This window comes from Nostoc sp. C96, from assembly GCF_059384975.1.
Map to the genome: position 1 here is coordinate 637456 of NZ_CM182020.1, position 24889 is coordinate 662344.

Sequence of the window (24889 nt, forward strand, 5' to 3'; positions counted from 1 at the left end):
TGTCTTAACTTTAAATTACTTTACAAAGGTGCTAAAAAATGGGTCGCCTAAATCCCTACACCCTACAAATGCAAATTACTCGGATGTTTGACCAAGGACAATCATTTTTCGCCACAACTAAAGTCCAGGAATGGTTAAAAGAACGTAATCAAAACCCATTAGACTACGATATTATTTTCCACCAAAAACCTGCGCCTCCTGGTTCTAAAGAAGTCATCTCTATTGAAATTGAATTGCGGCGTAAAGATGGACAACCTGTAGATTCTTGGTTACAAGAACAAGTTAATCTTCATGCTTGATTGACTAAAATGATCAGCATTATCTTTTAGGGTGGGCAAAACTTTACCCACCTTATTATTTAATCAGAACTGACGCACGGGTAAGCAACCATCGAACCATCAAGAACACGGAGAAATAAGAGTTTCAGAGTGTTTTTGTGTCAGTCCTATTAATGATGATGGTGGTGGTGATGATGTTCACTTGATTGATGATTAACTGCTAAAGCTTGTTCTGACAACAATTCTGCAATATGAGGGTTCGCCCATTCTGCCGCCATTGCCAAGAAGTCTGCATTGTCGTTAACACAAGCCATCTGCACATAATCCACACCAGAAAATTGCTTTTCTAAGGCATGAATAATGTGGTGGACATCTAACAACGTTTCATGGTTTTCTGTAGCGAAACCAATGGGCATAAATATGATGATTTTCGCACCTAATTGAATCAGGTTTTTGGCAGCTTGTTCAGCGTTAGGCTGCGTCCATTCAATTAGAGGTGTATCGTGATTCAACCAACCGACGGATATTAAAGGATAGCGGTTAATCAATTGATCTCTAACTAAATCGTATAGTGCTTGACTTTCAACAATCCCAGATGTAAAGCCTTTAGCTTTATGCGGACAACCGTGATTCATTAACACGATCCCGATTTGGGAAGGTAAGTAAGTTGCAGCGAAATCAGCATTGATTTTCTCTTCAACTAGATGCGCCATCAAATCAATGTAGGCTGGTTCGTTGTAAAAAGAAGGAATATAACGCTGTCCTTTTACCCAATGTTCTTCACCATCAGCTATTTCAGCTAAAGCATTATTCACTTGCTCGATCGCAATCCCACTGGTAAAAATTGAATCAACAACCAACAGCGGGTAAATTAATAGCTTATCAAATCCTTGGTGCTGGATTTCGGCTAAAACCTGTTTGGGCAGAAACGGCGCACAGAAGTTAAATGCTTTGAATACTTTAACGCGATCGCCCCACTTCGCCTGTAAATTTTGCTCAATTCCGGCTCGTTGCTGTTCAAATATGGCGTTGTGTGGCGAGATGAAATCATGGTGTGTATGACCCCATTCATGGCGGTCAAATAACGCCAACAACTTTGCTAAAGGTGGATAAATCCAAGTTGGCACAGGTGCGAATTTTGCTGTTAGTAAATTTAAAGCCTGTTCGTTATAGTTGGCGAAATCTTCGTAGCTTTCAACTTCACCATAACCCATGAGCAACACAGCTACACGGTCTTGACCTGGTAGATGCTCGTGGGTGTGTTGCAATTTTTCTGGCGTAGCAACCACAGTAAATTCCTCAATAGAAACCAGAGTAAAGCATTAGAGCTAGATAATAGCTCTATGTATTTTTCTGGATCATAAAACATTATCCCTTCCGGGGGGATAGGATAACCATAAAATTAACAACAATACTTCAAAAGACATACTTAGAGTTAATCCTAGATACTGAGTATGACAAAATAATTACTTATTATCCTAGAGGAAAATCTGTTAAACCCAGATTTCACTAATTTTTTCTACATAGGGCGATAAAATCATAAAGTGACTTTTGCAGCTTGCTAAATACATAAAAATACTTAAATCAAAATATAGATTAATGACAAAAAACTCCATCTTCCGCCAGAGAAACTTGTGAGCATAAAAGATAAATGATGATCATCATTTGCCCTGGCATTCATGAACCAGAAATAACTGATAGCTTTATTTCAGAATGCTTAAGCCAAATTACACTCAAGACAATGGTTTTTCCAGGACAAGGTGTTTTAGCGTTATCAGCGCCGCACATTTTGCAATTTTTGGGCGATCGCCTAAAAAATCAACGAAACTCCCCTGTTGTATTTATTAGCTTCAGTGCAGGAGTAGTAGGTGCGATTGTCGCCGCTTGGAACTGGCAAATCTTGGGAGGACAAGTCAAAGCCTTTATTGCTATAGATGGATGGGGTGTGCCTTTATGGGGTAATTTTCCCATTCATCGCCTGAGCCACGATTATTTTACACATTGGAGTTCCTTGTTACTGGGTAGTGGGCATAATAATTTTTACGCAGAACCAGCCGTTGACCATCTATCCCTGTGGCGATCGCCCCAAACTGTTCAAGGTTGGTGGGTAAACTCTGATTGTCAGGATTCTCCCCAACAAATGCGCTTGACTGCTACCGAGTTTTTGCATGTGTTGGTCAAACGCTATGAATCAAAATAGTCCGGAAAACAGCATAGGGCAACAGGAGTGAGAAATAGAAGAGGCAAGGGAGCAGGGGTGCGGGGAGCAAGGGGGAAATTTATCTTCTCCGATCCCTGCACCCATCCCCCCGACTCCCTCATTCCCATCTGCCCCATCTACCCTAGTCGTTATCACTAAGTACCCGATGTTTCCTACTGAACCTGCTGCTGTAAATAATGGGTTTAGCGCACTGCTAAAAAACCGTGGTTTCATGCTCCTGTGGATTGGGCAACTCATTTCCCAGTTGGCAGATAAAGTCTTTTTCGTGTTAATGATTGCCTTGCTGGAATTTTATCCAGCCCCATCAGGATTAGCAGAAAACTCCATGTACTCAACCTTGATGGTGGCATTTACTATCCCTGCAATTTTATTTGGTTCTGCGGGTGGTGTATTTGTTGATCGGTTGCCCAAAAAGCTAATTATGGTAGGCTCCGATATTGTGCGTGGGCTATTAACATTGTGTCTGCCCTTTTTGCCAAGAGAGTTTTTCATTTTATTACTTCTCACATTTGCCATCTCCACAGTTACTCAGTTTTTTGCCCCCGCAGAACAAGCCGCAATCCCTCTATTAGTGCGCCGAGAAAATTTACTAGCAGCCAACGCCCTGTTTAGCAGCACAATGATGGGAGCGTTAATTGTCGGTTTTGCCATCGGAGAGCCAATATTAAGCTGGGCGAAAAGCTTAATGGGAGAAGAATACGGCCAAGAAATTATCGTTGGCGGACTATATATTTTATCGGGGGCAATCATGCAGCCGATAAAATTTAAAGAACACAAACCTCATCAAGAACATCAGGCTTCTATTAACCCTTGGGTTGAGTTTAAAGAAAGTGTGCGCTATTTAAAGAAAAATCGCTTGGTCTTAAATGCCATGCTGCAACTCACCACTTTATATTGCGTGTTTGCCGCTTTAACAGTGCTAACAATTCGATTAGCAGAAGACTTTGGTTTAAAAGAAAAGCAGTTTGGCTTTTTCTTAGCAGCAGCCGGGGTAGGTATGGTGATGGGTGCTGGGATTTTAGGTCACTGGGGTGATAAATTGCACCATAAGCCACTACCTTTAATTGGGTTTTTAGCAATGGCACTGGTTTTGGGAGTATTCACATTTACCCATAACTTAATGCTGGCACTGGGACTATGTGCATTTTTAGGAGTAGGTGCTGCCTTAATTGGTGTACCGATGCAAACTTTAATTCAGCAACAAACACCACCAACTATGCACGGTAAGGTATTTGGTTTTCAAAACCATGCTGTCAATATTGCTTTATCAGTACCTTTAGCAATTACTGGCCCCTTAACAGATGTGCTGGGCTTGCGTGTTGTTCTCGTCACAATGAGTGTTGTTGTGGCGGCCGTTGGTGTTTGGGCATGGCAAAATACACGCCGAGTTTTACAGGATGTAATTTAATCAGTTTTCTCACATCATTCATTGTCTATGATTAAAGATAGTCAGCGTCCGATTTGCTAGTTCCTAATTTTGAGAATAGCGATCGCCTACAGATTTATTTGTTTGTAACTTCTATCTTGTGATTGATATTTAAAAATCGGTAGGCATTTAATCTAACTTTTCAATTAAAATGAATCCCCAGAGAGTTAAAACTGGTCATCCCGGATATGAAAGTTAGATTCTCTATTGAGGAAGCCAGCAATTTGTTTTACCCAGCCGGCCAGTCGGTTAAACTTATGCTCGATTAGTTTCTCGTTGGCATTGAGGCGATAATCTACAAATTGTTTTTTTTCGGAGTATTCAGTTAGATGAATTTCAACTTTTTTATCAAGATTATTAATTTTGGAAATAATATTAGCCTCAACCTGCGCTAATCGATAGATTGAGCCAATTACAGCCAATAATCCCAAGATAATAGTTAGTGCATTGTTAAGGTCAACTTTCATCGAAGTACTAATTATTAAGCAACTGGTCTAATTTGAAATTGATGTTACCGAACTCCTCAGCCAGTAAAATATTTTCGCTTGTATCGTCTATACCTGTGTACTCCCACACGCTCACAGCAGCACGAGTAAACCATTTTGGTACTCTAATGCTGAGAGCGTAGGATGTAGAAATTTTTTGAAAGAGAATCAAGTTTACACGGTCTAAAAATAGCGGTTGACCTCTAACCGTAGTTGCATCCTGACTGCCACCAACTACAAGCCCAGTGCTAATTTTTTGATTGACATAACCAGCAAACCGCCACTCTCGACCTGACGGCACATCAGTACTCACGCTCACAGCCAAAATAAATTTATCTAGTATTAATGGCACTACTATTTCAGGAATTGGGCTACTTAAATAACCCCCATCCTGCATCGGAACGCTGACAGCATTAATGTTAGTAGAGTAGATGCTTTGCCAGTTATCGCTATTATTTAACTCAACTACTCTCACCGCTTGATTATCCGTGAGAAATTACAAAATCAACATGATCAGCAAATTCATCAAGTATCTCGAATGGGTTGGGAACACCGTAAAACTCCAACTTATCGAGATATTCAACGATGTCAATTTTCCCCGTGAGCCAATCTCTACCCGCTTGATTGATGGCAAGCATCCCCTGAAATTCAGCCTCAGAGCAGTTGCCATCAACATCAACAGATAGCAGATTTAAAGCATCATCTGGACTCCAAATCAACCCAGTACGTTCTGCTATCTTGCTCATTATCCCTCTGGGGTAAATCTGGCGCGGTTTTTACCGCCGTTACCAGCTACAAAAGTTGCATAAGCTGATTCACCTTTGATAGCCAGAACAGCCGCATCGTAATCCTGTCCGCCAGCATTCTGCCCAAATGGACTAGTAACAGAATCTACATCAGGTTTGTAGTAGGCAGCGCCAGTGATACGACTATTTTTCTTCGTAGTTCCCGGCACAACTAAACTGAGTGTTAGCTTGGCGAACTTGAACTTTGAAGCATTAATCAAAATTGGTGTGGTTAATGCTGCAAATTCAGTTGCAGTAGTCGTATAGCTGGCAAGCAGCCCGCGCAGCACTTCAGCCACACCCGAACCTTGACCAGTTTGACCAGATTTGATTAGTCGAGCCGGCAGATAAACTTTAGTTGTACCAGCAGTGCCAAACGGAGAAATATAGCCAGCTTCTTTTTCAGTCTTCACCCGCTTGGTTTCGTCGGTAATAGACGCATACATTGTTTGGCGCTGTTCTGGGGGAGCATCTAACCACAATTTATATTTGTCATACCGAGCTTTCTGTGCGGGGTAGCGTTGTAAATCTCTAAAACCCATAATTTTTACTGGTGCTTATTGGTACTAGTTGCAGATGCCTACTACCCTAGCCCGTTAAAATCCTTAGAATTTTCCCCAGAAACCTAATAGGTTTTTATCTTTATTGTTTGCCAGAGTCAGCCTTTGACACTCATTTAACATCACGGATAACTGACTAATCCCGTGTTTCGTAGTGTAGTATCTATCAAAAATACTGGTGGTACAAGATTGCCCAGCGAGATGTAAGCACTTCTAAATCTGAGAACTGCTACGGGACGATACCGCCGATTTTGTACCTGCTTACCTAAAATCGTGACTTTACCTGCTGTAGCCGTTGTGGTGCTGGCTTTATCTGGGTCATTAACTACAAGCTTGTCTGAGTGAAATGGTACATCAATCACATTGCAAATTTTTTCATAAATCTCTACACCGTCAGCCCTAGAATTGACAAGTAAATAATTACCTTTAGGAAATCCATTCTCAGGGTCAGTATACGATGCTGATTTATTTCCAGTTGTGTAAGTTATTCCCCTGCCACCTGATAAAAAAGTATTTTTGATTTCATTAGCAATTTCTGTCATATTTGCTTTAGTAATAACTGGCTTACTACTGCCATCATCATCACCAGAAATACAAGAGAATTTCATTAACCTAACTGATTTTTCATGCTGTATGGGTGACTCTTCAGGAGGTGAAGCAGATTCATCCTGTGAAAAGACTAGAAATAGCTGTGGATGCCCAGCAACAGAAGGCGCATTATCAAACTTTGAACCATAAAAAATAGCTAAATTTTTGCGGCTATAACCAATGACATTGATAAATAAGTTGTGACGCATATTCATCATTGCGTCGTTGTCATTGTCGGTAATTCGGCACGCCAACTTTAGCGATGCACGCGCCGAAGATAAATCACCATTGCCTTCTACATCTCGAAAGTATCTATCTACCCGTCTGTTAAATTCAGTTCTATAAGTCTGTTGTAAGTGTTCAAATGGATTAAAATCATCTGGTAAATTTGCCATTAGTCCTCTCCGTCAAACAAGTCTGAGAAGTCGAACGGATTGGGTTGTGAATTAACTTTTCCTATACTTTCTTGGGCTTTTAATACATCTGGCTCTGGTGTTTATCCGGCTTTGTTTTCCGGTTTATCATCCTCTTTAACTGCCTTAACAAATTCTGTTGATGCTGTTGTTAATTCAGTAGTAGCATTAACAATATCTAATGGTACTTGTGTCACCATTTGAACTGTTGATGCTGCATTTTGCAAATTCTCTAAGAAGGAAGTAACGCGATTAAATTTAGGCTGGGGGTTCATCCATCCATAAGCATTCTCTAGAACCACACCACCTTTTTTTAAAGCATTTCCTATTCTGCCTGTATAAGCAGCTATTAATTCATTTGCTTGTAAAATAACTTGAGATAGATTCAAAAAGCTATTGAGTACATTGGTTGTGGCTTGGTAGATGCGGTTAGCCTTAGCCCAAGCGATTGAAATAGCTTGGTAGTTCTCAGCACCAACAATGGATTTGATAAAGTTCTCAATAGTTCCAGAGATGATGGAGCCGATATCAAAAGCCTGTCCGTCATCGTCCTTGAGTCCGATTACCTGTAATACGTTACCCAAAGCACCGAGTAAGGTTTGCCCAACGTCGTTAGACAACATGAAAGCATTGTGAACGGTAGCCGCAAAGGTGAGGATGTTTAATGCGCGGTCTAATTGCAGCCATTTGGTGAACCGCGTTAGCTTCCCACCGATACCACCAGGAAGCTGATCACCCAAACGGTTTAGAATTTCACCTTGCCCTTGAAGTAATGCAGCGTTCGCACCCGTGTTAATCGCGTCGAGAATGTTACCAGTGTTGTTATTGCTGTTCTGCTTAATATTGTCAGAAGTGTCCTTCAAACTTTTACCAGCACAACCACCGTTCAAGCTTCTACAGATTGCCGTTCCGGCAGCGTTTTCAATCTGTGGAACTGTAGGAATTGAAGGACGGATATTATCAGCGACCCTAGCAGGAATCAGGGGAATAAGACTGAGGATTGAGTTTAATTTGGGGATGGCTTCTTGATTCACTTTCTCTTGTTCCCTTAGCCGCGTGTTTATTTGGTCAATTTGTGGATCGTAATTTTTTTGAGGGGGAAACTTAATTGGGGTTTTCTCTAATATCTCAACACGATTATTTACTAGTCGGATTTGTCCACCTAATCCAACAATGCTATCGCCAAGTGTATTAACTCTGATGGTATTGCCGTAAGCATTGGTTTCAATCGTCTTTAGCTTTGGGTCAACTTGCCCGAAAACAATCTTGGCTGCTTGCGCTGCAATATTATTTGTGGTGCTATTACTGGATCTGCCCAAGTTTCTATTAATATCAGATACTTGTTTATCAATAGTGTCTTGTTTGGTTTGTGTCAGTTTTAACTGTTGCTTTAAACTATCAATTGTTGCATTAGTCTGAGTTTTGAATGTATTTACAATGCCATCTATGGTAGTTTTAAACCCAGAATTAATACTTGCTATTTTCTGGTTAATATCGAAGAGTTTACCCTCTACAATCTTTCTTCCCTCTCTCGTCTCATAGAGTGCATCATTAGCTTGTTTTTTAGCTGCATCTACTTTCCCCTCTACAATCTTTCTTCCCTCTCTCGCCTCATAGAGTGCATCATTACTTTGTTTTTTGGCTGCATCCGCTTTACCTTCTACAATTTTTCTACCTTCTCTTACTTCATAGGTAATATCATTTTGAAATTTCTTAGAGGCTTCGGACTCCTTTTGCAAGGTTTTAATTTGAATTGAATTATTGATAGTACGTGTAAAAGTATCAGCTAATCCCGCTTCAGTTATTTTCTGACTTTCAATATTAGCCTCTTGTATTTCCTCATTCTTTTTGATTAAAAATGTTGTAGCACCAGCATTTAATACTGCTAAAAAGCTACCGAATCTACTACCCCAGCTAGGATTAATTTCTTTAAAAGCTCCTCTCTTTAAAGCATCTGTGATTTTACCAACATCTATTAGTTTTTTACTAGTGCTATCAACAGTACGTTTTAAATTTTTCAAGTTAGATAAATCTGGTCGAGCATTATCAACTGTGCGTTTAAGATTTTTCAAATTAGATAAATCTAATCTAGCAGCCTTTGAAGCATTTATGTATTTACCTAAACTTTCATTAGCTGCGTATAATCTTCTAGCAGCGTCCTGAGCTTCACGGGTCATTTCAATAATTTGAATAGCACTCATTTTAGTAAAATATCAAATAAATTAAATTTCTTTAATGTCTGCAATATTGGTCTGAGACTCATTACAAATTGTTCGATTGCTGATACTAGAGTTTCTAGTTTTGCGACTCTCTCTCCCAATCCAGAGCGATTATTATTATCGCCTTGCTTGAGGCTTTTTATGTCATTATCGAGATTGCTGATTTTATTTCTAATATCAGAATCAGCATTTTGCAAACCATTAATACTTGAATTGAAAATATTTATCGCTTGCTCAACTTTGCTAATTCTATTTTCAAGACTTGTAAACTTACGAGATAAAGCATTTATCGCTGCTTCTAATCTTGCTAAAGCTGCGTCAATATCCTTACATTGTTCCGCCATATTGCTCTACTTTTTGAGCTAAAGTGTTTATTTTCTCCGCTGACCCTTTGCAATCAATACAGCAGTAACCAGGGTATCCAGGGTGAGGACATTCTATAAATCCATCGGGGCAATTACCGCACTGAACTCTAAAATTACAATCTTTTTTACCCTTATCTTTGAAAATAACTGAACCTTGATATTTGACCCTAATAAAGCATTCATCTGAATCGGGAGGGCATTTAACATTAGGGTCGGTGCTAACTACATTCTGGTCATTGCTTAGTGTTGCCAGAGTAATCCATTCACTGCTGCCGCATGGGATTACACTATATGTCGTGTAATCTGTACTTCTGTCTGCCCTATAGTCTTTCACTACTCCATCAATCCAGGTGTAACCATCTAGTGCAGTTACGATTAGCCGAAATCCTTCTCCGTTGTAATTTGTGCTTCCATCGTCTTCAAGTAAACCAACTATTTCGACATCAATAGGAGATACTTTTGATTTGTATGTTTTTTCTTTACCTCCGTTAAATGAATAAATAACTGTCGGCTTGTCTCCCGCTTTACAGTAAGTAGCCATAATTCATAGGGTTTATTTCTGTTGATGGTTCTTGTATTTCATTGTCAATTACTGTTGCTGGGTGGTCGATTTGAATTAATAATGTGTTTTTGATTTTATTTCCTTGAATGTAAGTGTCGAAAAGTGTAATCAAAATAGCATCGTCATTATCATTAGTTACATCTATATTCCTTAGCAATAATGCAATTAATAATGATTCTGCTGTGTTGTTGGCAGATGGAGTCAAGCCAGTCAAATCACTCTTTTTGATGTAAAGATTATTGATATCTTGTGTTGCATTAACCCCGAAATAAATTTGTAATGGATTGGAACGATTAATTACAGAAGATGATTGATAAATAATTCCTGTATATTCTTGATTCCCATCTAAAAAATTAGAATTAAGGATTAAATATCCATCTTTTTTTAATTCACCATTTTCTAGGAAGCTAGAAAATTGATAAAAATTACTCATGCTGTGCGAATTGCTAAACCGCCAGGAACAGGATTGATAATTGTGTAAGTTGTGGTTGTTCCTTGAGGGGAAATTAAGTCATAACGCACACTTCCGCCAGCTGATACTGTGGCGATATCATCTGATGTTTTGGCGGCTATGCCTGCACCACTAGCAGAGGTAATGATTAAACCTGCTAGAATATCGCGTTTACTGCTGATGGGGTTTGCTGTCCCCATATCGGTATTATTGATAATTCCGTTGTAGGTGTCGTTGCTGTATGGGTTGAGGGCGCAACCCCGCCAAACACTAAAACCACTACCTGTAAACTGAAAGGCAAAAGGATATTGATTTATATCCCACCATGTCGGCTTAACACTTGGAAATAACCAGCCAATCGGGATGACTGTTGAACCTTGAATTGCAACAACGAGATTTAATTCATCTCCGGCATTAAAACTGGCAAATGAGATTGATGACCCAGTAACGAAGGCTGTTTGTAATGCTTCTGTTCCTGCATTGTTGCCAGTATGGTTTACAGTATCCCAGCTACTATATAAACGGGCTGCAAGTACTAAACCAGATGTCACTCTTATCCGCTGATAAATAGCGTTATATGTTCCTGTGCCAACAGTTTTAGAGTAGACAAGAATTTTATCTGTTCCGCTGGTGTATTCATCAATTAAGTTGCTATAGCCAGCGTTTGTTAATGCTGTTTTGATAGCTGCTACTAAATTGGTTTGGGTGATAGTAGCAGCCAGAGTTGTATTTGTTCTAACTGCAATGGTCATGTTTAATAGTCATCCGGATCAATTGTCAAAGTACCCGCAGGTTTATCGATTTCTACGGTTAGCGAATCACGGATATAAACTGCACTGTTCCGATTTGTGAATGATGGTGTTGTAGAGGTGCTAATACTAACTGATTGGTCAATGTTATTGGCTTGGTTAGTATCGTTTAAATAAGTTTCAGCCTTGAGAAGAAGGGCTACGAGAAGAGATTCGGCTGTATTACTTGCGGATGCGGTTAAGCCTACGCTTGCTAAGTCTGCTTTTGCAATTGTTAACGTTGTTGAGTTCTGTGTTGCACCAGAGCCAAATACTTCTGCTAATGTTGGTTCCGCCATATTTCGGATTTTTTATGAAGTGATTAAATCCTTTGTATGCGGTATTTAAAAATCAGTAAATCTTCCAGTTTTATGTAAAAGCGGTAGTTGCGCTGAGGACGTGAAACAGTTGCTACAGCTAGAGTTAATACACTTTTAGTTATTAGCTAAAAAACAAAATATTCCGATTTAACTTATCACCTTGGCTAAACCGGAATATTAAAAGAGGAGATTTTACAATGAAAAATAATAGGTGTGGGCAAGCATCTATTCTGACTGACGCTGAATATTCTAAGTTACGACGACAGTTAAAAACTCAGAAATATAAACTGCTTTTAGATTTGGCATGGTACACAGGGGAACGTTGGGGGGCGATTGTTCAACTTCGGGTGAGTGATGTTTATAACGCTGATGGTTCACCACGAGAAGCTATTACTTTTCGTTCGTCAACTCGCAAGCGTCGGCCTGATGGCAGTAGAGAAACTCGCCAAGTTCCTGTACATCCGGTTTTAGCTGAATCACTTGCTAGTTACAAGCCGGGTGATAGCTTGTGGCTGTTCCCCAGCCGGGACGGCCAAAAGTGTGTGACTTGGCGTAATGCCTATGACATTTTGCAGCGTGCCTGTGAAAAAGCTGGTTTTGCGGCTAAGGGTATCAGCACTCACTCAACCCGCCGGACGTTTATCACCAAGCTGCATCGTAACGGTACAAGTCCTTACACGATTAAGAAAATTACGGGACACCGTGATTTTAAGGCTTTGGAACGTTACATCGATATTGACGCTGACCAAATCAAAGGAGCGATCGCCACACTATGAACCGTGAACTATTCAAAAAAATCGAAGAATTGTATGTTCGGGCTGTTCTCGCAGACTGGCATCCTCATGATTTAGCCAAAGCACTAGAGGAGATGGCCAACATGGCCTGGGATGAAGTTGATGAACTTTACCCACAGTCAATGCTTCCGTGACACAATAGCAGCTAAATAACTCTACTGAGTAACATCTAACTGTGCGATCGCACCACTTCAAGGCGATCGCATTTTTTATCCTCTACAATCAAGCTGAAATATTCATTTTTTGCGATCGCTCTTTACCGTGTTCATGCGATGGCTTCGCCAACGCCAAGGGCGAAAGCATTTTTCATTGAGACTTAATGCTATCTACTAGCAATAAAATTTTTGCTTTTAAACACTTTTCATGGATGAAGCAACGAAAAATCAATACTTTCAGCATGGACAGCAGCTTCTTGAAAAATGGCAATCGCCCAAACTACCTTATTGAGAATGCTTGACACTAGGAATATAGGAGACTTAGCGCCAGGAGCGAATGAGTTTTTCAATCTCCGCAGGGGTTTGACCATCAGCTATGGCCTCCTCGATGGCCAATTTGCGATCGCGTACTTTTGGTGAACTGACCGAGCCAATGTAGCGGCGGTGTAATTTTCTCCCCTCCATCCACATATAGCGGTAATACCAATATTTATTACCAGAACGCTCAACCCAGTATTTTTCTACCCAATGGTTATCGTGTTGGGGAGCAGATTTTTTTGTATGAAATTTAACTAAGTTATTAGTATTCGCACTTTCTACAGTGATGTTGATTACTTGCTCCCCAACACTTTCACACGGAGACATCGCATTTACATACTTGAGCAATTCAGGGTATTTGTTCTGCCATTGCTTCCAGGCATATTCGTATTGTTCGAGTGTTTGGTAATCATCCGGGTCTGGTGGTTCTTGAGTTTCGTCGTAGTTGGTAAATGGTTCCAGGTTGAACAGGGTTAGTTGGTTCATAACTCACCCCAACCTTCCCAGTAGCGCCACTCCAAGCAGTTGATTAACCAGCCGGGAGGGTTAATTATTTGCTCCGTCCATTGGAGCTTTTGTAATGTTTGATTTCCTGGCATAATTCGAGTAGTAGAGCTTAGAGCCACCCAGTCGTTGTAAGTAGGGTGGCTTTTTAGTTTTTAATGGCGATCGCGTCTTAGATCATCGACGATTTTTTCCAGATACCAACCGTTTGACATACCTGGTCTTATTTTGTGTTCTTGCTCTAAAAGCTTTCTAGCTTTGGCATTGTCGCCTTTGAGTATTGCCAATAAGTCAGATTGCAATCGCGTAGTTCTGGTATGGTCGCTTTGTTCAGGTTCTCGTCGGTTAGCGGCTGGGTCGGTAAAGTTGAAGTTGAGAACTCTTTGAACTGACTTTGGTAGCAGTCGCATAATTAACCACACCAAACCGCAAACGGCAAGAATTACGATACAAGGCAGTAGTACTTGAAAAAGCAAGACTAAAATATCCATAGGTTGAGTACCCGTAACTTACTCAATCTAGATTGCGGGAACATCCAGTTTGATACATCCGGGATTCCCGCATACAAATTTTGAGCATTGGTCAGCTGCAATCGCTCTTTTGGAAGACGTTTTGGATACACAATTTGTCGTATTGTTCTCTACTGGTGCATAAGAAGCTACCCAGCCATTGAACTAGGCAGCTTTTGATTTAGAAATTAATCATCTTCATCATTAGGAATTCCTGTTACATCGATACCCAAAGACTTACACATGGTTTTCATGGAGACTTTGTACAAGCGACATAACGCCACAACATTTTCAACGCTTGGCATAGCCTTACCTGATTCCCAGTCAGCCTGCCTGCGCTCCGAAACTCCTATTAATTGTTTGACTTGAGGTCGGGTCAAACCAGCTTGTTCTCTAAGTAGCCTCAAGGGAGACTTATCCTGTTTTAGGTGATTTTCTTCTATCATACAAGACGAGTGGTTCATGAATGAAACGTCTTGACAGCACCAACCGACAGGACGTATCATTCATGTTGAACGACATAAAAAGACCAGCCAGATTTACCTGGCTTGGCAAAGTTCAGTAAATGGCTGGTCTGTTGATAGTTTCTCATTCAGCTGTTGAAGCTAATGTAAACCTGCTCCCCCATGCTTTCAAGATTGCATGGCCTATTCAGGAGCAAGCACCCGCACCACTGGCAAAGCCCCCGGTGCGGAAACAACCTAAAACTCACAATTCACACAGAAATTCTTTGGTGCTTCACTTCACACTTGCACCTATACAGTCATGTCCTTTAGTTGGAGGTATTTTTAGACGAAAAATTCACATACAAGTAACCGAAAATTATAAGGTTTTCCACTGTTCGCCAGTGTTACACCTCACTGGCGATTCCTTGTTAATCAGCTTTTGTAAATCAAATTGTTCCGTTCACACCAGCACAAGCTAGGTGGTTAGTTTGTGCTGGCTTTTCTTGAAAAATTTGGATTTTAGATTATGAGTTATCGCACCGACCTTAGACCGTGGGCAGTTTTCAACTGTCGTACCACAGGTAATATCTGCGTTGCTAGATTTCGCACTCGTCCAGATGCCGATGCTTACATGAGCATCTTATCCCGGCTGTCTTCCGGCAATTTTGTAGTGGCTTTTGATCAGGCCGCGGAGGTTAAAGGATAGCCGGCATTGTAAAAGGCGATCGCACTCAGGATATGCGTTCGCCCCTGGCGTTGGCAAAGCCATCGCCTTTAAAAATCGATTCACTACTTCTGGACTAGTAAAAAATATCACATTGTTATGGAAATCAAAAGCATTACATACGAACGAGTTCTCAGCTTGGGGAACTACGAAAATAAGAAATTGTCCCTATTTGCCGAAGTAGAGGAAGGGGATGACGTAGAAGAATCAATCTCGCGTGTCATGGAAACAGTGGAACGAAAAATCAGAGAAGAGATATGCGACCAGTATGAGGCAAACATCAGGCGACTCAAACAGGAATTACGTGAACTTCAACAACAAGTAACCGCGGCTAAATCACCTCAGCCAGAGGATGACGGTATTCCTGACAGTTTCTAAATTTTTTGGCGATCGCAGTGAGTAGAAGTAAGCCGCTGCGATCGCGGAATTTGTACCACACCAAATTTACCATGATCATTTCTGTGCCAACAATATACAGCTGTCACTTACCGTCTGGTGGCTGGCTAAATTTAGCCCTAGTTCGTCAACTAGAAATTGATGAAGGCATCGCCAGAATCACTTGGTCAAATGGCAACATTCAAAATTTCCAATTTCCCGAAGACGTAGACGCAATCGCCCAAGCTTGGCAAGAAGCTGCTGCAAGAGGACAACATGATGACCAAACATGACACCTGGGTAAAACTCAAACCCGGAAATCCTTACGAACCAATCTTAGAACTATTCCCCGATGGCATGATTCCCATGCGTGACCCGTTCCCAATGGAACGACCAACCGGGCCAAACAAAGAACAAATTGCCCTGTGGATTGTGGATTTAGAAAGACTCAGCAGTATTCAAATTCAATCCATTGCCCGACTCATCGCCAGCGCCAGGAATGCTGATGTGAATGAAGTTGCAGCTGTTGCTGCTAAACGCAATGGCTTCGCTATGAGTGAGGTTTGGGTTGAATCCATGCAGTGCTGGGAGGAAGGTTTTGCCCGTGCTAAAGAACTCGCTGATTTTCTCGAAACCGCACCACCACCCGGAACGCCCGAAGGTCGAAAAGCTTGGGCTGATTTTGCCGATGACCAGTATGAGCGATGGATTTACGGCGATGAGGAACCGCCAGCAATCAACAGCATTGAGGACATTGACCCCAGGTTAAGAACACCTCAACTAGAACAAGCTTTTCAACGCCTCCAAGTTGAGCAACAACTTTCTAATTACTCGGTTTTTGATGTACTAACCGGACGGGCAATGGTCGATATTCTCAACAACACTGACCCTAATAACACCTATTCAATTATTGACTGGGGTGAAGAAGATTACGAGGACGATGAAGTTTATGAGTAGCGAAAATTTAGAAACAACTAATAACACTTGGCAACCTGATCCAGCTTGGGATTACTACACCTTATGGCACGATTTAATTCACATTAAAGCCAAGATTGATCAGGCTTTAAATGAAATGAAAAATGTAGAAAAATTTGATAGCGGAGTGAATGAAGTAATTCAAGATATTCTTCAACCTGCATCTAGTTCTCTAATTCAAATAATTGATATCGAACTAACACAAGAATTTGATGATGATGACGAATAAATCCGCCTGATGATGGCTACCTTGACTCAGTAGCCGAAACGCTGGCATTACTGCCAGCGTCGCGGGTTGAGTCCAAATCAATTCGCACATTAGTTAGAGAAAGTGCAGCGTTCAAAATGAATTGCGCCCCTCAATTGTGGCGTTAAAGATTTCATGCGCGGCTTTTCTCTGACTAATTCCCCGAATGCGTTTATTCCTGAATCGCGCCCCTTATATGTGGGGCGTTAGGGTGATTCGTGCGCTTTATAGTTCGGGTTTACCAAAGGATGCCAGTCCTGAAAACCACCTTACTTTTTTCGCAGAACCATGACAATTCAAGCAACTATTTTGGGAATTGATGTTAGCAAAAACAGTATTACAACCCATATTTTATCACAATATCCCAAGGGCGGATTACAGGCTTATTGGAACAAAACTAGGAATAAAGCATCAAGCTTATATCCGGCTTTTTATTCCAATCCAGATGTTAGAAAAAAGCAAAAATCAGCGTTTGACTTTGCTGATTACCTAACAGAAATCAAGCCAGACTACGCAATTATGGAGCCAACAGGAAACCACTATTCCCGGATTTGGGCATCTATTCTTAAAAAGTTAGAAATCACAATTCTGTGGGTTGGTCACGTTGAATTGCGCCGTTATCGTGGCGGTAAAAATTTACCTAATAAATCTGACCCTGCTGATGCTTTGGCTATGGCCGCTTACGGTCACGACCCAGATCATCGACTGGAGAATGGCGAAATAAACATGAGATATTTTCTCATGCACCAGCCAGAACCTATAGATGAACTCCGCGACCTGTGCCAGCAACTCGAACACCTCAACCGTGTTCAGTCGCCAATTGTCAATTATGCCCGTCAGCTTCTAGCTTGGCAGTTCCCAGAAGTAGCGCACACCAAAAGCGCAACTGATAAACCTGGATTTGTCCCGCCGCTTTGGGGCTGGTTGTCTGGTAGTAGTGAAATTTCCCCCGGTGGTCAAACCAGGATGGATAATCGCTATAAAAAATCTATTGCTCAGGAATATGGAATTGAGATTGATCCGATTTTGAAATTACACGCTCAGTGGATGTGTGACATCTCACTTTATGAGCAAAACTTGGAAGCCAGAATTACTGAAATACTTTCAGAGTCAGTATTCAAGTCTTACATTAGCGTGTTTGATAAATTTGGTTTTGGTTTACGAGTGCGATCGCGTTTACTCACCAGAATTTACCCATTTGAGTCGTTCTTAGGAGTCGATGGTAAACCTGTGATTGAGTATGAGGTGCGTGAGGTGAAGAAAACTGAGCGCGATCGCAAAAATGGCGAAACCATTGTGAAGCGTTTAGCTGGGGAAACCAAACGAATCAAACGTAACCGCAGCCGCGACACTTTCAAAATGCGGCTGGGTATGGGTACAACCCTTGAGCAGTCCGGTGACGGACTTATTGAAAAAGCCAGCGGGTCATCATTGTGTAGAATTTCGCTGTGGCAGTACATCTTAACTGGTGTGGAAACTGGCCGACTGCCAGATAATGAACTGACCAAGGAATTGCTCGACTACCGTGACTCACTCAAAGCAAATGTCAGTGAACAAGGTGAGAAGCTGCTAGGCGGTAAGCATATTCAAGGTAAGTTGATGAGTAAGGTGACGAACTTACTGTTTACTGAATTGTGTAAAATATCCTAATCTGGTGCTGTTAACCCTTCATGATCATGAAGGGTCTTAAAATAGAGAAAAGTTTCAGTTACCCTGAAATCTTAACTACAGAATTTAAGCGTTAACTTAGCTATTATCTGAGGTTCGACCGTGACCTTGAGCTTGCCTTCCCCGATTAGTCCCGCAAAAACCGAGAATCAAAACCAGTCTGCTGCTCAATCGTCAGTTGTGACACCTAAACGGGCAACTGGTGGTTTCGCTTTACTAGACAGCCTCCTCCGCCACGGAGTTGAATATATTTTTGGTTATCCCGGTGGAGCAATCCTACCGATTTACGATGATTTATACAAAGTGGAATCCACTGGTGCGCTGAAGCACATACTGGTGCGGCACGAACAAGGCGCAGCCCACGCCGCAGATGGCTATGCTCGTGCCACAGGGAAGGTAGGAGTTTGTTTTGGTACTTCTGGCCCTGGAGCAACAAACTTGGTGACAGGCATCGCTACAGCCTATATGGACTCGATTCCAATGGTTGTCGTCACCGGACAAGTACCCCGAAAAATGATCGGTACAGATGCGTTTCAAGAAACCGATATTTACGGTATTACTTTACCAATAGTCAAGCACTCTTATGTAGTGCGCGATCCCAAAGACATGGCGCGAATTGTGGCTGAAGCATTCCACATCGCCAGTACGGGAAGGCCAGGGCCAGTTTTAATTGATGTTCCCAAAGATGTGGCTTTTGAAGAATTTGATTATGTGCCAATAGAACCAGGTACAGTTAAATTACCAGGATATCGCCCTACAGTTAAGGGAAATCCCCGCCAAATCAACGCGGCAATTAAGTTAATTAAAGAAAGTCGCCGCCCATTGCTGTATGTTGGTGGTGGTGCGATCGCTGCTAATGCCCATGAAGAAGTTCTGCAATTGGCTGAACTATTTAATATTCCTGTCACCACTACATTGATGGGCATTGGGGCATTTGACGAGCATCATCCCCTATCTTTAGGGATGTTGGGAATGCACGGTACAGCCTACGCTAACTTTGCTGTGAGTGATTGTGATTTGCTCATTTGTGTAGGTGCAAGATTTGATGATCGCGTCACTGGTAAATTAGATGAGTTTGCTTCTCGCGCCAAAGTTATTCACATTGATATTGACCCAGCGGAAGTAGGTAAAAACCGCATTCCCGAAGTCCCCATTGTTGGCGATGTCCGCAATGTCTTAGTTGACTTGTTGCGCCGCTGTAAGCAATCAGGTGCCAAACCTACACCTAACCAAAACCAAGAATGGTTAAGTTTAATTAATCGTTGGCGGGAAGAGTATCCCTTAGTAGTACCACAGCACCCCGACAGCATCTCACCTCAAGAAGCAATTGTTGAAGTTAGTCGCCAAGCACCCCACGCCTTCTACACTACAGATGTGGGTCAACATCAAATGTGGGCAGCGCAATTCCTTAAGAATGGCCCACGCCGCTGGATTTCTAGTGCTGGCTTAGGCACAATGGGTTTTGGCTTACCTGCGGCTATCGGTGCAAAAGTAGCCTTCCCCAATGATGAAGTAATCTGTATTAGCGGCGATGCCAGTTTCCAAATGTGTTTACAAGAATTGGGAACTGCATCACAATATGGGATTAATGTCAAGACTGTAATTGTCAACAACGGCTGGCAGGGCATGGTACGCCAGTGGCAACAAGCTTTCCACGGCGAGCGTTATTCCTGCTCAAATATGGAAGTCGGGATGCCAGATATTGAGTTATTAGCTAAGGCTTATGGTATCAAAGGCATTGTCGTCAAGGAACGCGAGCAATTAAAAGATGCGATCGCCGAAATGTTAGCACACAACGGCCCTGTCATCTTAAATGTTCACGTCACCAGAGACGAAAACTGTTATCCAATGGTAGCCCCTGGTAAGAGCAATGCTCAAATGGTCGGCTTACCCAAGCAACCACCAAAAAGTTCCTTAGAACCAGTTTGTTGTAGTCACTGCGGTAGCATGAATGCACCGAACCATAACTTCTGTGCTGAGTGTGGGACGAAGTTGTAAACCAACAAGTTAGTTGGGTGTGGAGAAAGTTTTGAATCAAGGCTTTCTCCACTACGTAGTCTTTGAGGTTTTTAACGCAAAGGGGCGCGGAGTTTAATTCAATAGGGATCTGAATTAAATCTGCCTCGTTTGACGCTTCTAAAGTAATAACCACGATTTGGTGGGTTTCTCAGGTCGAATGTTTCGCCGCTGGGAACTCGCCAAATTTTATAGTCATGGTAAGTTAGGGGCGTTCGGGGTTTACATACCTCTGGCGGGTGGTCTCCTAAGACAAAATAGGCGGCATTTCTTCCCATCACTTTTATGAGACCATACTTATCTACGACAACTGAGGTTTCCTCACTAATAGCTATCCCTAAAACACGTTTGGCTTTGCCATCCTGAATTTGTCGTGCAATGAAAGCCATAATTCTACCCATCCGTTTGCGGCTATCAAAATGGGTATCGATAATGGTTCCGCGCAAATGACCCCATTGAAAAAAATCATAACTAAAGGTGATATTTCGATAGGGGTCTTCGAGGATTTCTCTAGTTTCGATGCTGTCTTCACAGGCGCAAGAATCGTAAATATACTCACTGTGAATCATGGCACCTGCACTAGTTCCACCAATGGCACCGCCTCTAGTGTAGACTTCTCTGACGGCATTTTCTAGTTTGGTGTTTTTCCAACTGCGGATGTATTGGCATTGGTCGCCACCAGCAAAGAAAACTACGCCAGCTTTTCGGACTTTTTCGACAATATCATCTCTGTTAGCATCTTGGCGGTTACTAATGATGAGAGTTCTAACAGAATTCACACCTCTCATACCATAGATCAGGTGATTATAATCATCACTGCCATAAGTACGGAGAACTACCACATCAACTTTCGTAGCGTTGCTAGTCCCTCCCCTAACTTGGTCAATCATCCATTGAATGGCCTTCTCGACATCAGGGCCACCGCCGCCTAAGTTCAGTACTGGGCCAGCTAGTCGGGGAAGGTGGGAAACGGGCGAAACAACGTCTACAGTGTTGTCAATGAAGTGGCGTTTCAGGTATGCTGTAAGACGGGTTATTAAACTGGCACCCATCCTTAACAACACAGTTCCCAAATTTTTCCAGAACTTTGCTATATCTGGGAATGCCTTCGTCATACTAACTTTTTAGAGCAAACTGCATTTACTGTTTACTCTCGCATCAGAAGGCTTGATATTCCCAGCGTACAGGGTTTGTAATGTTTTTTAACGCAAAATTATCTAGAGTAATCATTGATTCTCTGCATTTCTGGTAAGTATCCTCAGTTTTACTTGGTATTGGATTACCAGATAACTTGCGATCGCTCCTGCATAACTCGCTGATAAACTGATTCTGTTTGCTGGGCTAAATTTGGCCAGCTAAAGCGACGTTCTAAATCTTCATAAGCGTTATCTACCAGCCATTGCCGATATTCAGGGTTTTTCAAAACCTCTAAAATTCCCCACGCTAATGAATCAGGATCGTTTACCCAGGTAACAATGCCAGTTTTGGTATGCTGCACAACTTCAGGGAAACCCCCGGTATCGGAAACTACCACAGGAACGCGAGACGCAAAACTTTCTAAAGCCACAATACCAAAGGGTTCATAGAAACTGGGGAATACAGCACAGTCGGCAATTGTTTGGAATTTATCTAAGTATTCATCAGATAAGAAACCCGTAAAATAGCATTTATCCCAAATACCTAAATCTGCGGCTTGCTGTTTAAGATGATCAGTATTACCGCCACCAATAATCACAAATTTAACGTAACCACCCATTTCTGCTAGGACTTTAGGTGCAGCATTTAATAATACTGGTACACCCTTTTCGTAAGTCATCCGGCCGACATAGTAAACAATTTTTTCACCATCTTCGGCAAATTGACGGCGAAAATCTTGGGCATGAAAATCTTGATGATGCTGTTTTTTTTCGGGACGAATACCGTTATATATGACATCGACTTTATTCCAAGGGCTGCGGAGGGCGCGTTCTACTTCTCGGCGCATATAGTCGGTACAAACGATAATTCGCCAAGCATCGAAAGCAAGTAAGGTTTCTTTACCGTGAATGTAATTTTGGATATCGTTATGAATACCGTTGTAGCGCCCGTATTCTGTAGCATGGATTGTTGCTATGAGGGGAATTTTAAAAGTATGCTTGAGAGCGATCGCTGCATCTCCAACTAACCAATCATGGGCATGGATTAAATCAAATGCCCCTTCTTCTAAAATGAGCTTACCACCGTGATGTCCCATGCTTTGGTTAAGATTGACAACCCAGTGAAAAAAGTCGTTACTATGTCCTACAGGGACTCGATGTACATTTATCCCTTCAACCATCTCATACATCGGCGCTTGACCGAACTCTACTGTAATCAAATGGATTTCATGTCCTAGCTTGACTAGTTCCGGGTACAACTCAGATACGTGTCTAGCAATACCTCCGACTATCCTTGGTGGAAATTCCCAACTTAATACAAGTATTTTCATATACTCAAGTCTCCAATTTTTTATAAATTTCTCAACAACTAGATTTATCTAAAAATACAAGGGGACGAAATCAATTGAGTAAGTATGTTTACTAAAGTTTTCTAATTTTTTAATAATTTTAAGGATAGATCACAGGGTAGCAAGGTTGGTTGAATTCGCAAATACCTTATGAAACTTTCTAGATTAATTGATAAATGTCCCTAGGGGATGGAGTATCTAACCCCTCTTTCGAGTTTTAGTACACCACCATTCTTTGCTTGTTTTCATGCTGGAGTAAAAACCATCAGGAAATAAATAAAGGAATGTAAAGAGAATCTTCCCTTAGACATTCCTTGTAATTTTCTTGCAGTATAAAGTTAATAACAGCTGCTATTTAATTTTGATCTAAACGCAACACAGCCATAAAAGCTTCTTGCGGTACATCAACTGTACCTACAGCTTTCATTCGCTTTTTACCTTTGGCTTGCTTTTGCAAAAGTTTCTTCTTCCGGCTGATGTCACCGCCATAACACTTGGCGAGTACATCTTTGCGTAAAGCGGGGATATGTTCACTGGCGATAACTTTGCTACCAATTGATGCTTGAATTGGTACTTTAAATTGATGGCGGGGAATCAATTCTTTGAGTTTCTCAGCCATTGATCGGCCGACGTTATAAGCTTTATCGCGGTGGACAATCATCGCTAAGGAATCAACGGGGTCGCCGTTAATCATGATATCCAGCTTCACCAGTGGATTTTCGCGGTAGCCGATGAGATGATATTCCATACTGGCATAACCGCGCGATCGCGATTTCATTTGGTCAAAAAAGTCGGTGACAACTTCTGCTAAGGGTAACTCATAAGTCAGAGTAGTCCGCCCTTGGGTAAGATATTTCATATCCTTGAAGATACCCCGCCGATTTTGTGACAACTCCATCAAAGTCCCCACGTATGTTTCCGGCGTAATCATCTCTACCTTGACATAAGGTTCTTCGATTTTTTCGCGAGCGTTTGGTTCAGGCAAATGGCTAGGGTTATCAATATATAACTCTTCGCCCTTGAGCGTAGTTACACGGTAAACGACAGAAGGTGCGGTAATAATTAAATCTAAATCATACTCACGCTCCAACCGTTCTTGGACAATTTCCATGTGTAGCAAACCCAAGAACCCACACCGGAAGCCAAAACCCATCGCGCTGGAAGTTTCCGGTTCATAGTGCAGCGCCGCATCATTCAGCCGCAGCTTTTCTAAAGCTTCTCGCAAGTCTTCAAATTGGTCAGCATCGATGGGGAACATCCCGCAAAAGACCATTGGATTAGCTTCGGTGTAACCAGGTAAAGGTTCTTCCGCTTTGGCATTAGATAAAGTAATCGTATCACCCACCCGCGCATCAGCTACCGCTTTAATAGCTGCGGCGAAATATCCTACTTCCCCGGCGTGAAGTTCATCAACTTGCTTTTGGGTGGGAGACAGGACACCCAACTCGTCGATTTCGTATTCTTTGCCAGATGCCATTAAATAGACGCGATCGCCTTTTTTTACCCGACCATCCATCACCCGGAAGTAGACAATTACACCCCGATAAGAATCATAATAGCTATCAAAAATTAACGCCCGTAAGCGTTGATCTACGGTATTGGGTGCTGGCGGAACGCGTTCAACAATTGTCTCTAAAATTTCGTTAATTCCTATGCCCTCTTTGGCTGAGGCTAAAATTGCCCCGCTGCAATCGAGACCGATAATTTCTTCAATTTCACCAATTACCCGGTCTGGTTCTGCACCAGGAAGGTCAATTTTATTCAAAACCGGAATAATTTCCAGGTTATGTTCTAACGCCAAGTAGACATTCGCCAAAGTTTGCGCTTCCACACCTTGAGATGCGTCTACAACCAACAATGCCCCTTCACAAGCAGCTAAACTGCGAGACACTTCATAAGAAAAGTCTACGTGTCCGGGAGTGTCAATTAAATTTAATACATACTGCTGACCATCTTTAGCAGTGTAATTCATTCGGGCAGCTTGCAGCTTAATTGTAATGCCGCGCTCCCGTTCTAAATCCATATTGTCGAGAAACTGCTCCTTCATCTGCCGCACGTCAACAGTGCCAGTAGCTTGCAGTAAGCGATCGGCGAGGGTTGATTTCCCGTGATCAATGTGAGCAATAATACAGAAATTGCGAATGCGAACTGCGGGAACGTCAGTCATATACTATCTTTGCTGAAGCAGCAACCAAGGTTATAAAGAGCGATT

30 protein-coding genes and 1 pseudogene are annotated in these 24889 nt (G+C 41.9%); 13 read left to right on the plus strand and 18 right to left on the minus strand.

Annotation, left to right across the window (positions count from 1 at the left end; translation table 11 throughout):
- Positions 1–38: 38 nt before the first annotated feature.
- The gene (locus AC504W_RS02785; RefSeq protein ID WP_494876125.1) at positions 39–299 is read left to right on the plus strand and encodes a hypothetical protein; all 261 of its coding nucleotides are present in this window, start codon (positions 39–41) and stop codon (positions 297–299) included.
- 149 nt (positions 300–448) lie between these two features.
- Here the strand turns inward: AC504W_RS02785 and AC504W_RS02790 are convergent, their stop codons facing one another.
- Positions 449–1567, minus strand: coding sequence for a ferrochelatase (locus AC504W_RS02790; RefSeq protein WP_494876127.1), 1119 nt, complete (start codon positions 1565–1567; stop codon positions 449–451).
- Positions 1568–1929: 362 nt separating this feature from the next.
- Here AC504W_RS02790 and AC504W_RS02795 point away from each other — a divergent pair, with 362 nt between their 5' ends.
- On the plus strand, positions 1930–2478 hold the full coding sequence (locus tag AC504W_RS02795; protein WP_494876129.1) for a hypothetical protein: 549 nt from the start codon (positions 1930–1932) through the stop codon (positions 2476–2478).
- Positions 2479–2644: 166 nt separating this feature from the next.
- Entirely contained in the window at positions 2645–3907 is a 1263-nt protein-coding gene (locus tag AC504W_RS02800) for an MFS transporter (protein ID WP_494876130.1), read from the plus strand.
- A gap of 185 nt (positions 3908–4092) precedes the next feature.
- On the opposite strand, the gene AC504W_RS02805 is transcribed toward AC504W_RS02800, so the two are convergent.
- The 11 genes from AC504W_RS02805 to AC504W_RS02855 form a co-directional block, all read right to left on the minus strand.
- Positions 4093–4392, minus strand: coding sequence for a hypothetical protein (locus AC504W_RS02805; RefSeq protein ID WP_494876131.1), 300 nt, complete (start codon positions 4390–4392; stop codon positions 4093–4095).
- A 7-nt stretch (positions 4393–4399) separates the two neighbouring features.
- Complete coding sequence (locus tag AC504W_RS02810) at positions 4400–4885, minus strand: hypothetical protein (protein ID WP_494876132.1); 486 nt, start codon at positions 4883–4885, stop codon at positions 4400–4402.
- Between the two features lie 7 nt (positions 4886–4892).
- A complete protein-coding gene (locus tag AC504W_RS02815) occupies positions 4893–5156 on the minus strand; it encodes a hypothetical protein (RefSeq protein ID WP_494876134.1) in 264 nt (87 codons plus the stop codon).
- Entirely contained in the window at positions 5156–5737 is a 582-nt protein-coding gene (locus tag AC504W_RS02820; RefSeq protein ID WP_494876136.1) for a hypothetical protein, read from the minus strand. The genes AC504W_RS02815 and AC504W_RS02820 overlap by 1 nt, the downstream gene beginning before the upstream one ends.
- Positions 5738–5877: 140 nt before the next feature.
- Positions 5878–6738 carry a hypothetical protein gene (locus AC504W_RS02825; protein WP_494876137.1) on the minus strand — a complete coding sequence of 287 codons (861 nt, stop codon included), beginning with the start codon at positions 6736–6738 and terminating at the stop codon, positions 5878–5880.
- Between the two features lie 101 nt (positions 6739–6839).
- On the minus strand, positions 6840–8957 hold the full coding sequence (locus tag AC504W_RS02830) for a hypothetical protein (protein WP_494876139.1): 2118 nt from the start codon (positions 8955–8957) through the stop codon (positions 6840–6842).
- A complete protein-coding gene (locus tag AC504W_RS02835; RefSeq protein WP_494876140.1) occupies positions 8954–9319 on the minus strand; it encodes a hypothetical protein in 366 nt (121 codons plus the stop codon). The genes AC504W_RS02830 and AC504W_RS02835 overlap by 4 nt, the downstream gene beginning before the upstream one ends.
- Positions 9303–9881, minus strand: coding sequence for a hypothetical protein (locus AC504W_RS02840; protein WP_494876142.1), 579 nt, complete (start codon positions 9879–9881; stop codon positions 9303–9305). Before AC504W_RS02840 ends, AC504W_RS02835 begins: the two co-directional genes overlap by 17 nt.
- Entirely contained in the window at positions 9865–10335 is a 471-nt protein-coding gene (locus AC504W_RS02845) for a hypothetical protein (RefSeq protein WP_494876144.1), read from the minus strand. The genes AC504W_RS02840 and AC504W_RS02845 overlap by 17 nt, the downstream gene beginning before the upstream one ends.
- A complete protein-coding gene (locus AC504W_RS02850; RefSeq protein ID WP_494876146.1) occupies positions 10332–11105 on the minus strand; it encodes a hypothetical protein in 774 nt (257 codons plus the stop codon). The genes AC504W_RS02845 and AC504W_RS02850 overlap by 4 nt, the downstream gene beginning before the upstream one ends.
- A 2-nt stretch (positions 11106–11107) precedes the next feature.
- Complete coding sequence (locus AC504W_RS02855; protein ID WP_494876147.1) at positions 11108–11440, minus strand: hypothetical protein; 333 nt, start codon at positions 11438–11440, stop codon at positions 11108–11110.
- A gap of 218 nt (positions 11441–11658) precedes the next feature.
- On the opposite strand from AC504W_RS02855, the gene AC504W_RS02860 reads away from it, so the two are divergent.
- The 3 genes from AC504W_RS02860 to AC504W_RS02870 are packed head-to-tail and all read left to right on the plus strand — an operon-like array spanning position 11659 to position 12568.
- The gene (locus tag AC504W_RS02860; protein ID WP_494875328.1) at positions 11659–12237 is read left to right on the plus strand and encodes a tyrosine-type recombinase/integrase; all 579 of its coding nucleotides are present in this window, start codon (positions 11659–11661) and stop codon (positions 12235–12237) included.
- Positions 12234–12389, plus strand: a complete 156-nt coding sequence (locus tag AC504W_RS02865; RefSeq protein WP_494875329.1) for a hypothetical protein — start codon at positions 12234–12236, stop codon at positions 12387–12389. Before AC504W_RS02860 ends, AC504W_RS02865 begins: the two co-directional genes overlap by 4 nt.
- Positions 12390–12430: 41 nt before the next feature.
- On the plus strand, positions 12431–12568 hold the full coding sequence (locus AC504W_RS02870) for a hypothetical protein (RefSeq protein ID WP_494876148.1): 138 nt from the start codon (positions 12431–12433) through the stop codon (positions 12566–12568).
- A 163-nt stretch (positions 12569–12731) separates the two neighbouring features.
- Here the strand turns inward: AC504W_RS02870 and AC504W_RS02875 are convergent, their stop codons facing one another.
- The 3 genes and pseudogenes from AC504W_RS02875 to AC504W_RS02885 form a co-directional block, all read right to left on the minus strand.
- A complete protein-coding gene (locus tag AC504W_RS02875) occupies positions 12732–13214 on the minus strand; it encodes a DUF4102 domain-containing protein (protein WP_494876149.1) in 483 nt (160 codons plus the stop codon).
- 173 nt (positions 13215–13387) lie between these two features.
- Entirely contained in the window at positions 13388–13723 is a 336-nt protein-coding gene (locus AC504W_RS02880; RefSeq protein WP_494876151.1) for a hypothetical protein, read from the minus strand.
- Between the two features lie 329 nt (positions 13724–14052).
- Positions 14053–14247, minus strand: a pseudogene (locus AC504W_RS02885) (helix-turn-helix domain-containing protein); the annotation flags it as partial.
- A gap of 466 nt (positions 14248–14713) precedes the next feature.
- Between AC504W_RS02885 and AC504W_RS02890 the strand changes: the two are divergent.
- The 7 genes from AC504W_RS02890 to ilvB all read left to right on the plus strand — a co-directional run bounded on the left by AC504W_RS02890 (position 14714) and on the right by ilvB (position 20174).
- Positions 14714–14893, plus strand: coding sequence for a hypothetical protein (locus AC504W_RS02890; RefSeq protein ID WP_494876152.1), 180 nt, complete (start codon positions 14714–14716; stop codon positions 14891–14893).
- Positions 14894–15010: 117 nt separating this feature from the next.
- Entirely contained in the window at positions 15011–15289 is a 279-nt protein-coding gene (locus AC504W_RS02895) for a hypothetical protein (protein ID WP_494876153.1), read from the plus strand.
- 17 nt (positions 15290–15306) lie between these two features.
- The gene (locus AC504W_RS02900; RefSeq protein ID WP_494876155.1) at positions 15307–15579 is read left to right on the plus strand and encodes a hypothetical protein; all 273 of its coding nucleotides are present in this window, start codon (positions 15307–15309) and stop codon (positions 15577–15579) included.
- The gene (locus tag AC504W_RS02905) at positions 15563–16243 is read left to right on the plus strand and encodes a hypothetical protein (RefSeq protein ID WP_494876156.1); all 681 of its coding nucleotides are present in this window, start codon (positions 15563–15565) and stop codon (positions 16241–16243) included. The genes AC504W_RS02900 and AC504W_RS02905 overlap by 17 nt, the downstream gene beginning before the upstream one ends.
- On the plus strand, positions 16236–16490 hold the full coding sequence (locus AC504W_RS02910) for a hypothetical protein (RefSeq protein WP_494876157.1): 255 nt from the start codon (positions 16236–16238) through the stop codon (positions 16488–16490). Before AC504W_RS02905 ends, AC504W_RS02910 begins: the two co-directional genes overlap by 8 nt.
- 306 nt (positions 16491–16796) lie before the next feature.
- Positions 16797–18158 (plus strand): IS110 family transposase, encoded by a 1362-nt coding sequence (locus AC504W_RS02915; protein WP_494876158.1) that lies wholly within the window; start codon positions 16797–16799, stop codon positions 18156–18158.
- 120 nt (positions 18159–18278) lie between these two features.
- Positions 18279–20174: a biosynthetic-type acetolactate synthase large subunit gene (ilvB, locus tag AC504W_RS02920; RefSeq protein WP_494876159.1), complete on the plus strand. Its 1896-nt coding sequence runs from the start codon at positions 18279–18281 to the stop codon at positions 20172–20174.
- 98 nt (positions 20175–20272) lie between these two features.
- Here the strand turns inward: ilvB and AC504W_RS02925 are convergent, their stop codons facing one another.
- From AC504W_RS02925 to lepA, 3 genes are all read right to left on the minus strand, one after another.
- The gene (locus AC504W_RS02925) at positions 20273–21307 is read right to left on the minus strand and encodes a cyanophycinase (protein WP_494876160.1); all 1035 of its coding nucleotides are present in this window, start codon (positions 21305–21307) and stop codon (positions 20273–20275) included.
- A 164-nt stretch (positions 21308–21471) separates the two neighbouring features.
- The gene (locus AC504W_RS02930) at positions 21472–22659 is read right to left on the minus strand and encodes a glycosyltransferase family 4 protein (RefSeq protein ID WP_494876162.1); all 1188 of its coding nucleotides are present in this window, start codon (positions 22657–22659) and stop codon (positions 21472–21474) included.
- 373 nt (positions 22660–23032) lie between these two features.
- On the minus strand, positions 23033–24844 hold the full coding sequence (gene lepA, locus AC504W_RS02935) for a translation elongation factor 4 (RefSeq protein WP_096584062.1): 1812 nt from the start codon (positions 24842–24844) through the stop codon (positions 23033–23035).
- Between the last annotated feature and the right edge of the window lie 45 nt (positions 24845–24889).

Coding starts and splice junctions, on each gene's coding strand:
- AC504W_RS02880 (WP_494876151.1), bottom strand. CDS start 13,723: ATGGATATTTTAGTCTTGCTTTTTCAAGTACTACTGCCTTGTATCGTA.
- AC504W_RS02825 (WP_494876137.1), bottom strand. CDS start 6,738: ATGGCAAATTTACCAGATGATTTTAATCCATTTGAACACTTACAACAG.
- AC504W_RS02795 (WP_494876129.1), top strand. CDS start 1,930: ATGATGATCATCATTTGCCCTGGCATTCATGAACCAGAAATAACTGAT.
- AC504W_RS02830 (WP_494876139.1), bottom strand. CDS start 8,957: ATGAGTGCTATTCAAATTATTGAAATGACCCGTGAAGCTCAGGACGCT.
- AC504W_RS02800 (WP_494876130.1), top strand. CDS start 2,645: ATGTTTCCTACTGAACCTGCTGCTGTAAATAATGGGTTTAGCGCACTG.
- AC504W_RS02905 (WP_494876156.1), top strand. CDS start 15,563: ATGATGACCAAACATGACACCTGGGTAAAACTCAAACCCGGAAATCCT.
- AC504W_RS02865 (WP_494875329.1), top strand. CDS start 12,234: ATGAACCGTGAACTATTCAAAAAAATCGAAGAATTGTATGTTCGGGCT.
- AC504W_RS02890 (WP_494876152.1), top strand. CDS start 14,714: ATGAGTTATCGCACCGACCTTAGACCGTGGGCAGTTTTCAACTGTCGT.
- AC504W_RS02915 (WP_494876158.1), top strand. CDS start 16,797: ATGACAATTCAAGCAACTATTTTGGGAATTGATGTTAGCAAAAACAGT.
- AC504W_RS02875 (WP_494876149.1), bottom strand. CDS start 13,214: ATGAACCAACTAACCCTGTTCAACCTGGAACCATTTACCAACTACGAC.
- AC504W_RS02855 (WP_494876147.1), bottom strand. CDS start 11,440: ATGGCGGAACCAACATTAGCAGAAGTATTTGGCTCTGGTGCAACACAG.
- AC504W_RS02815 (WP_494876134.1), bottom strand. CDS start 5,156: ATGAGCAAGATAGCAGAACGTACTGGGTTGATTTGGAGTCCAGATGAT.
- AC504W_RS02910 (WP_494876157.1), top strand. CDS start 16,236: ATGAGTAGCGAAAATTTAGAAACAACTAATAACACTTGGCAACCTGAT.
- AC504W_RS02785 (WP_494876125.1), top strand. CDS start 39: ATGGGTCGCCTAAATCCCTACACCCTACAAATGCAAATTACTCGGATG.
- AC504W_RS02805 (WP_494876131.1), bottom strand. CDS start 4,392: ATGAAAGTTGACCTTAACAATGCACTAACTATTATCTTGGGATTATTG.
- AC504W_RS02845 (WP_494876144.1), bottom strand. CDS start 10,335: ATGAGTAATTTTTATCAATTTTCTAGCTTCCTAGAAAATGGTGAATTA.
- AC504W_RS02860 (WP_494875328.1), top strand. CDS start 11,659: ATGAAAAATAATAGGTGTGGGCAAGCATCTATTCTGACTGACGCTGAA.
- AC504W_RS02835 (WP_494876140.1), bottom strand. CDS start 9,319: ATGGCGGAACAATGTAAGGATATTGACGCAGCTTTAGCAAGATTAGAA.
- AC504W_RS02925 (WP_494876160.1), bottom strand. CDS start 21,307: ATGACGAAGGCATTCCCAGATATAGCAAAGTTCTGGAAAAATTTGGGA.
- AC504W_RS02895 (WP_494876153.1), top strand. CDS start 15,011: ATGGAAATCAAAAGCATTACATACGAACGAGTTCTCAGCTTGGGGAAC.
- AC504W_RS02930 (WP_494876162.1), bottom strand. CDS start 22,659: ATGAAAATACTTGTATTAAGTTGGGAATTTCCACCAAGGATAGTCGGA.
- AC504W_RS02840 (WP_494876142.1), bottom strand. CDS start 9,881: ATGGCTACTTACTGTAAAGCGGGAGACAAGCCGACAGTTATTTATTCA.
- AC504W_RS02820 (WP_494876136.1), bottom strand. CDS start 5,737: ATGGGTTTTAGAGATTTACAACGCTACCCCGCACAGAAAGCTCGGTAT.
- lepA (WP_096584062.1), bottom strand. CDS start 24,844: ATGACTGACGTTCCCGCAGTTCGCATTCGCAATTTCTGTATTATTGCT.
- AC504W_RS02850 (WP_494876146.1), bottom strand. CDS start 11,105: ATGACCATTGCAGTTAGAACAAATACAACTCTGGCTGCTACTATCACC.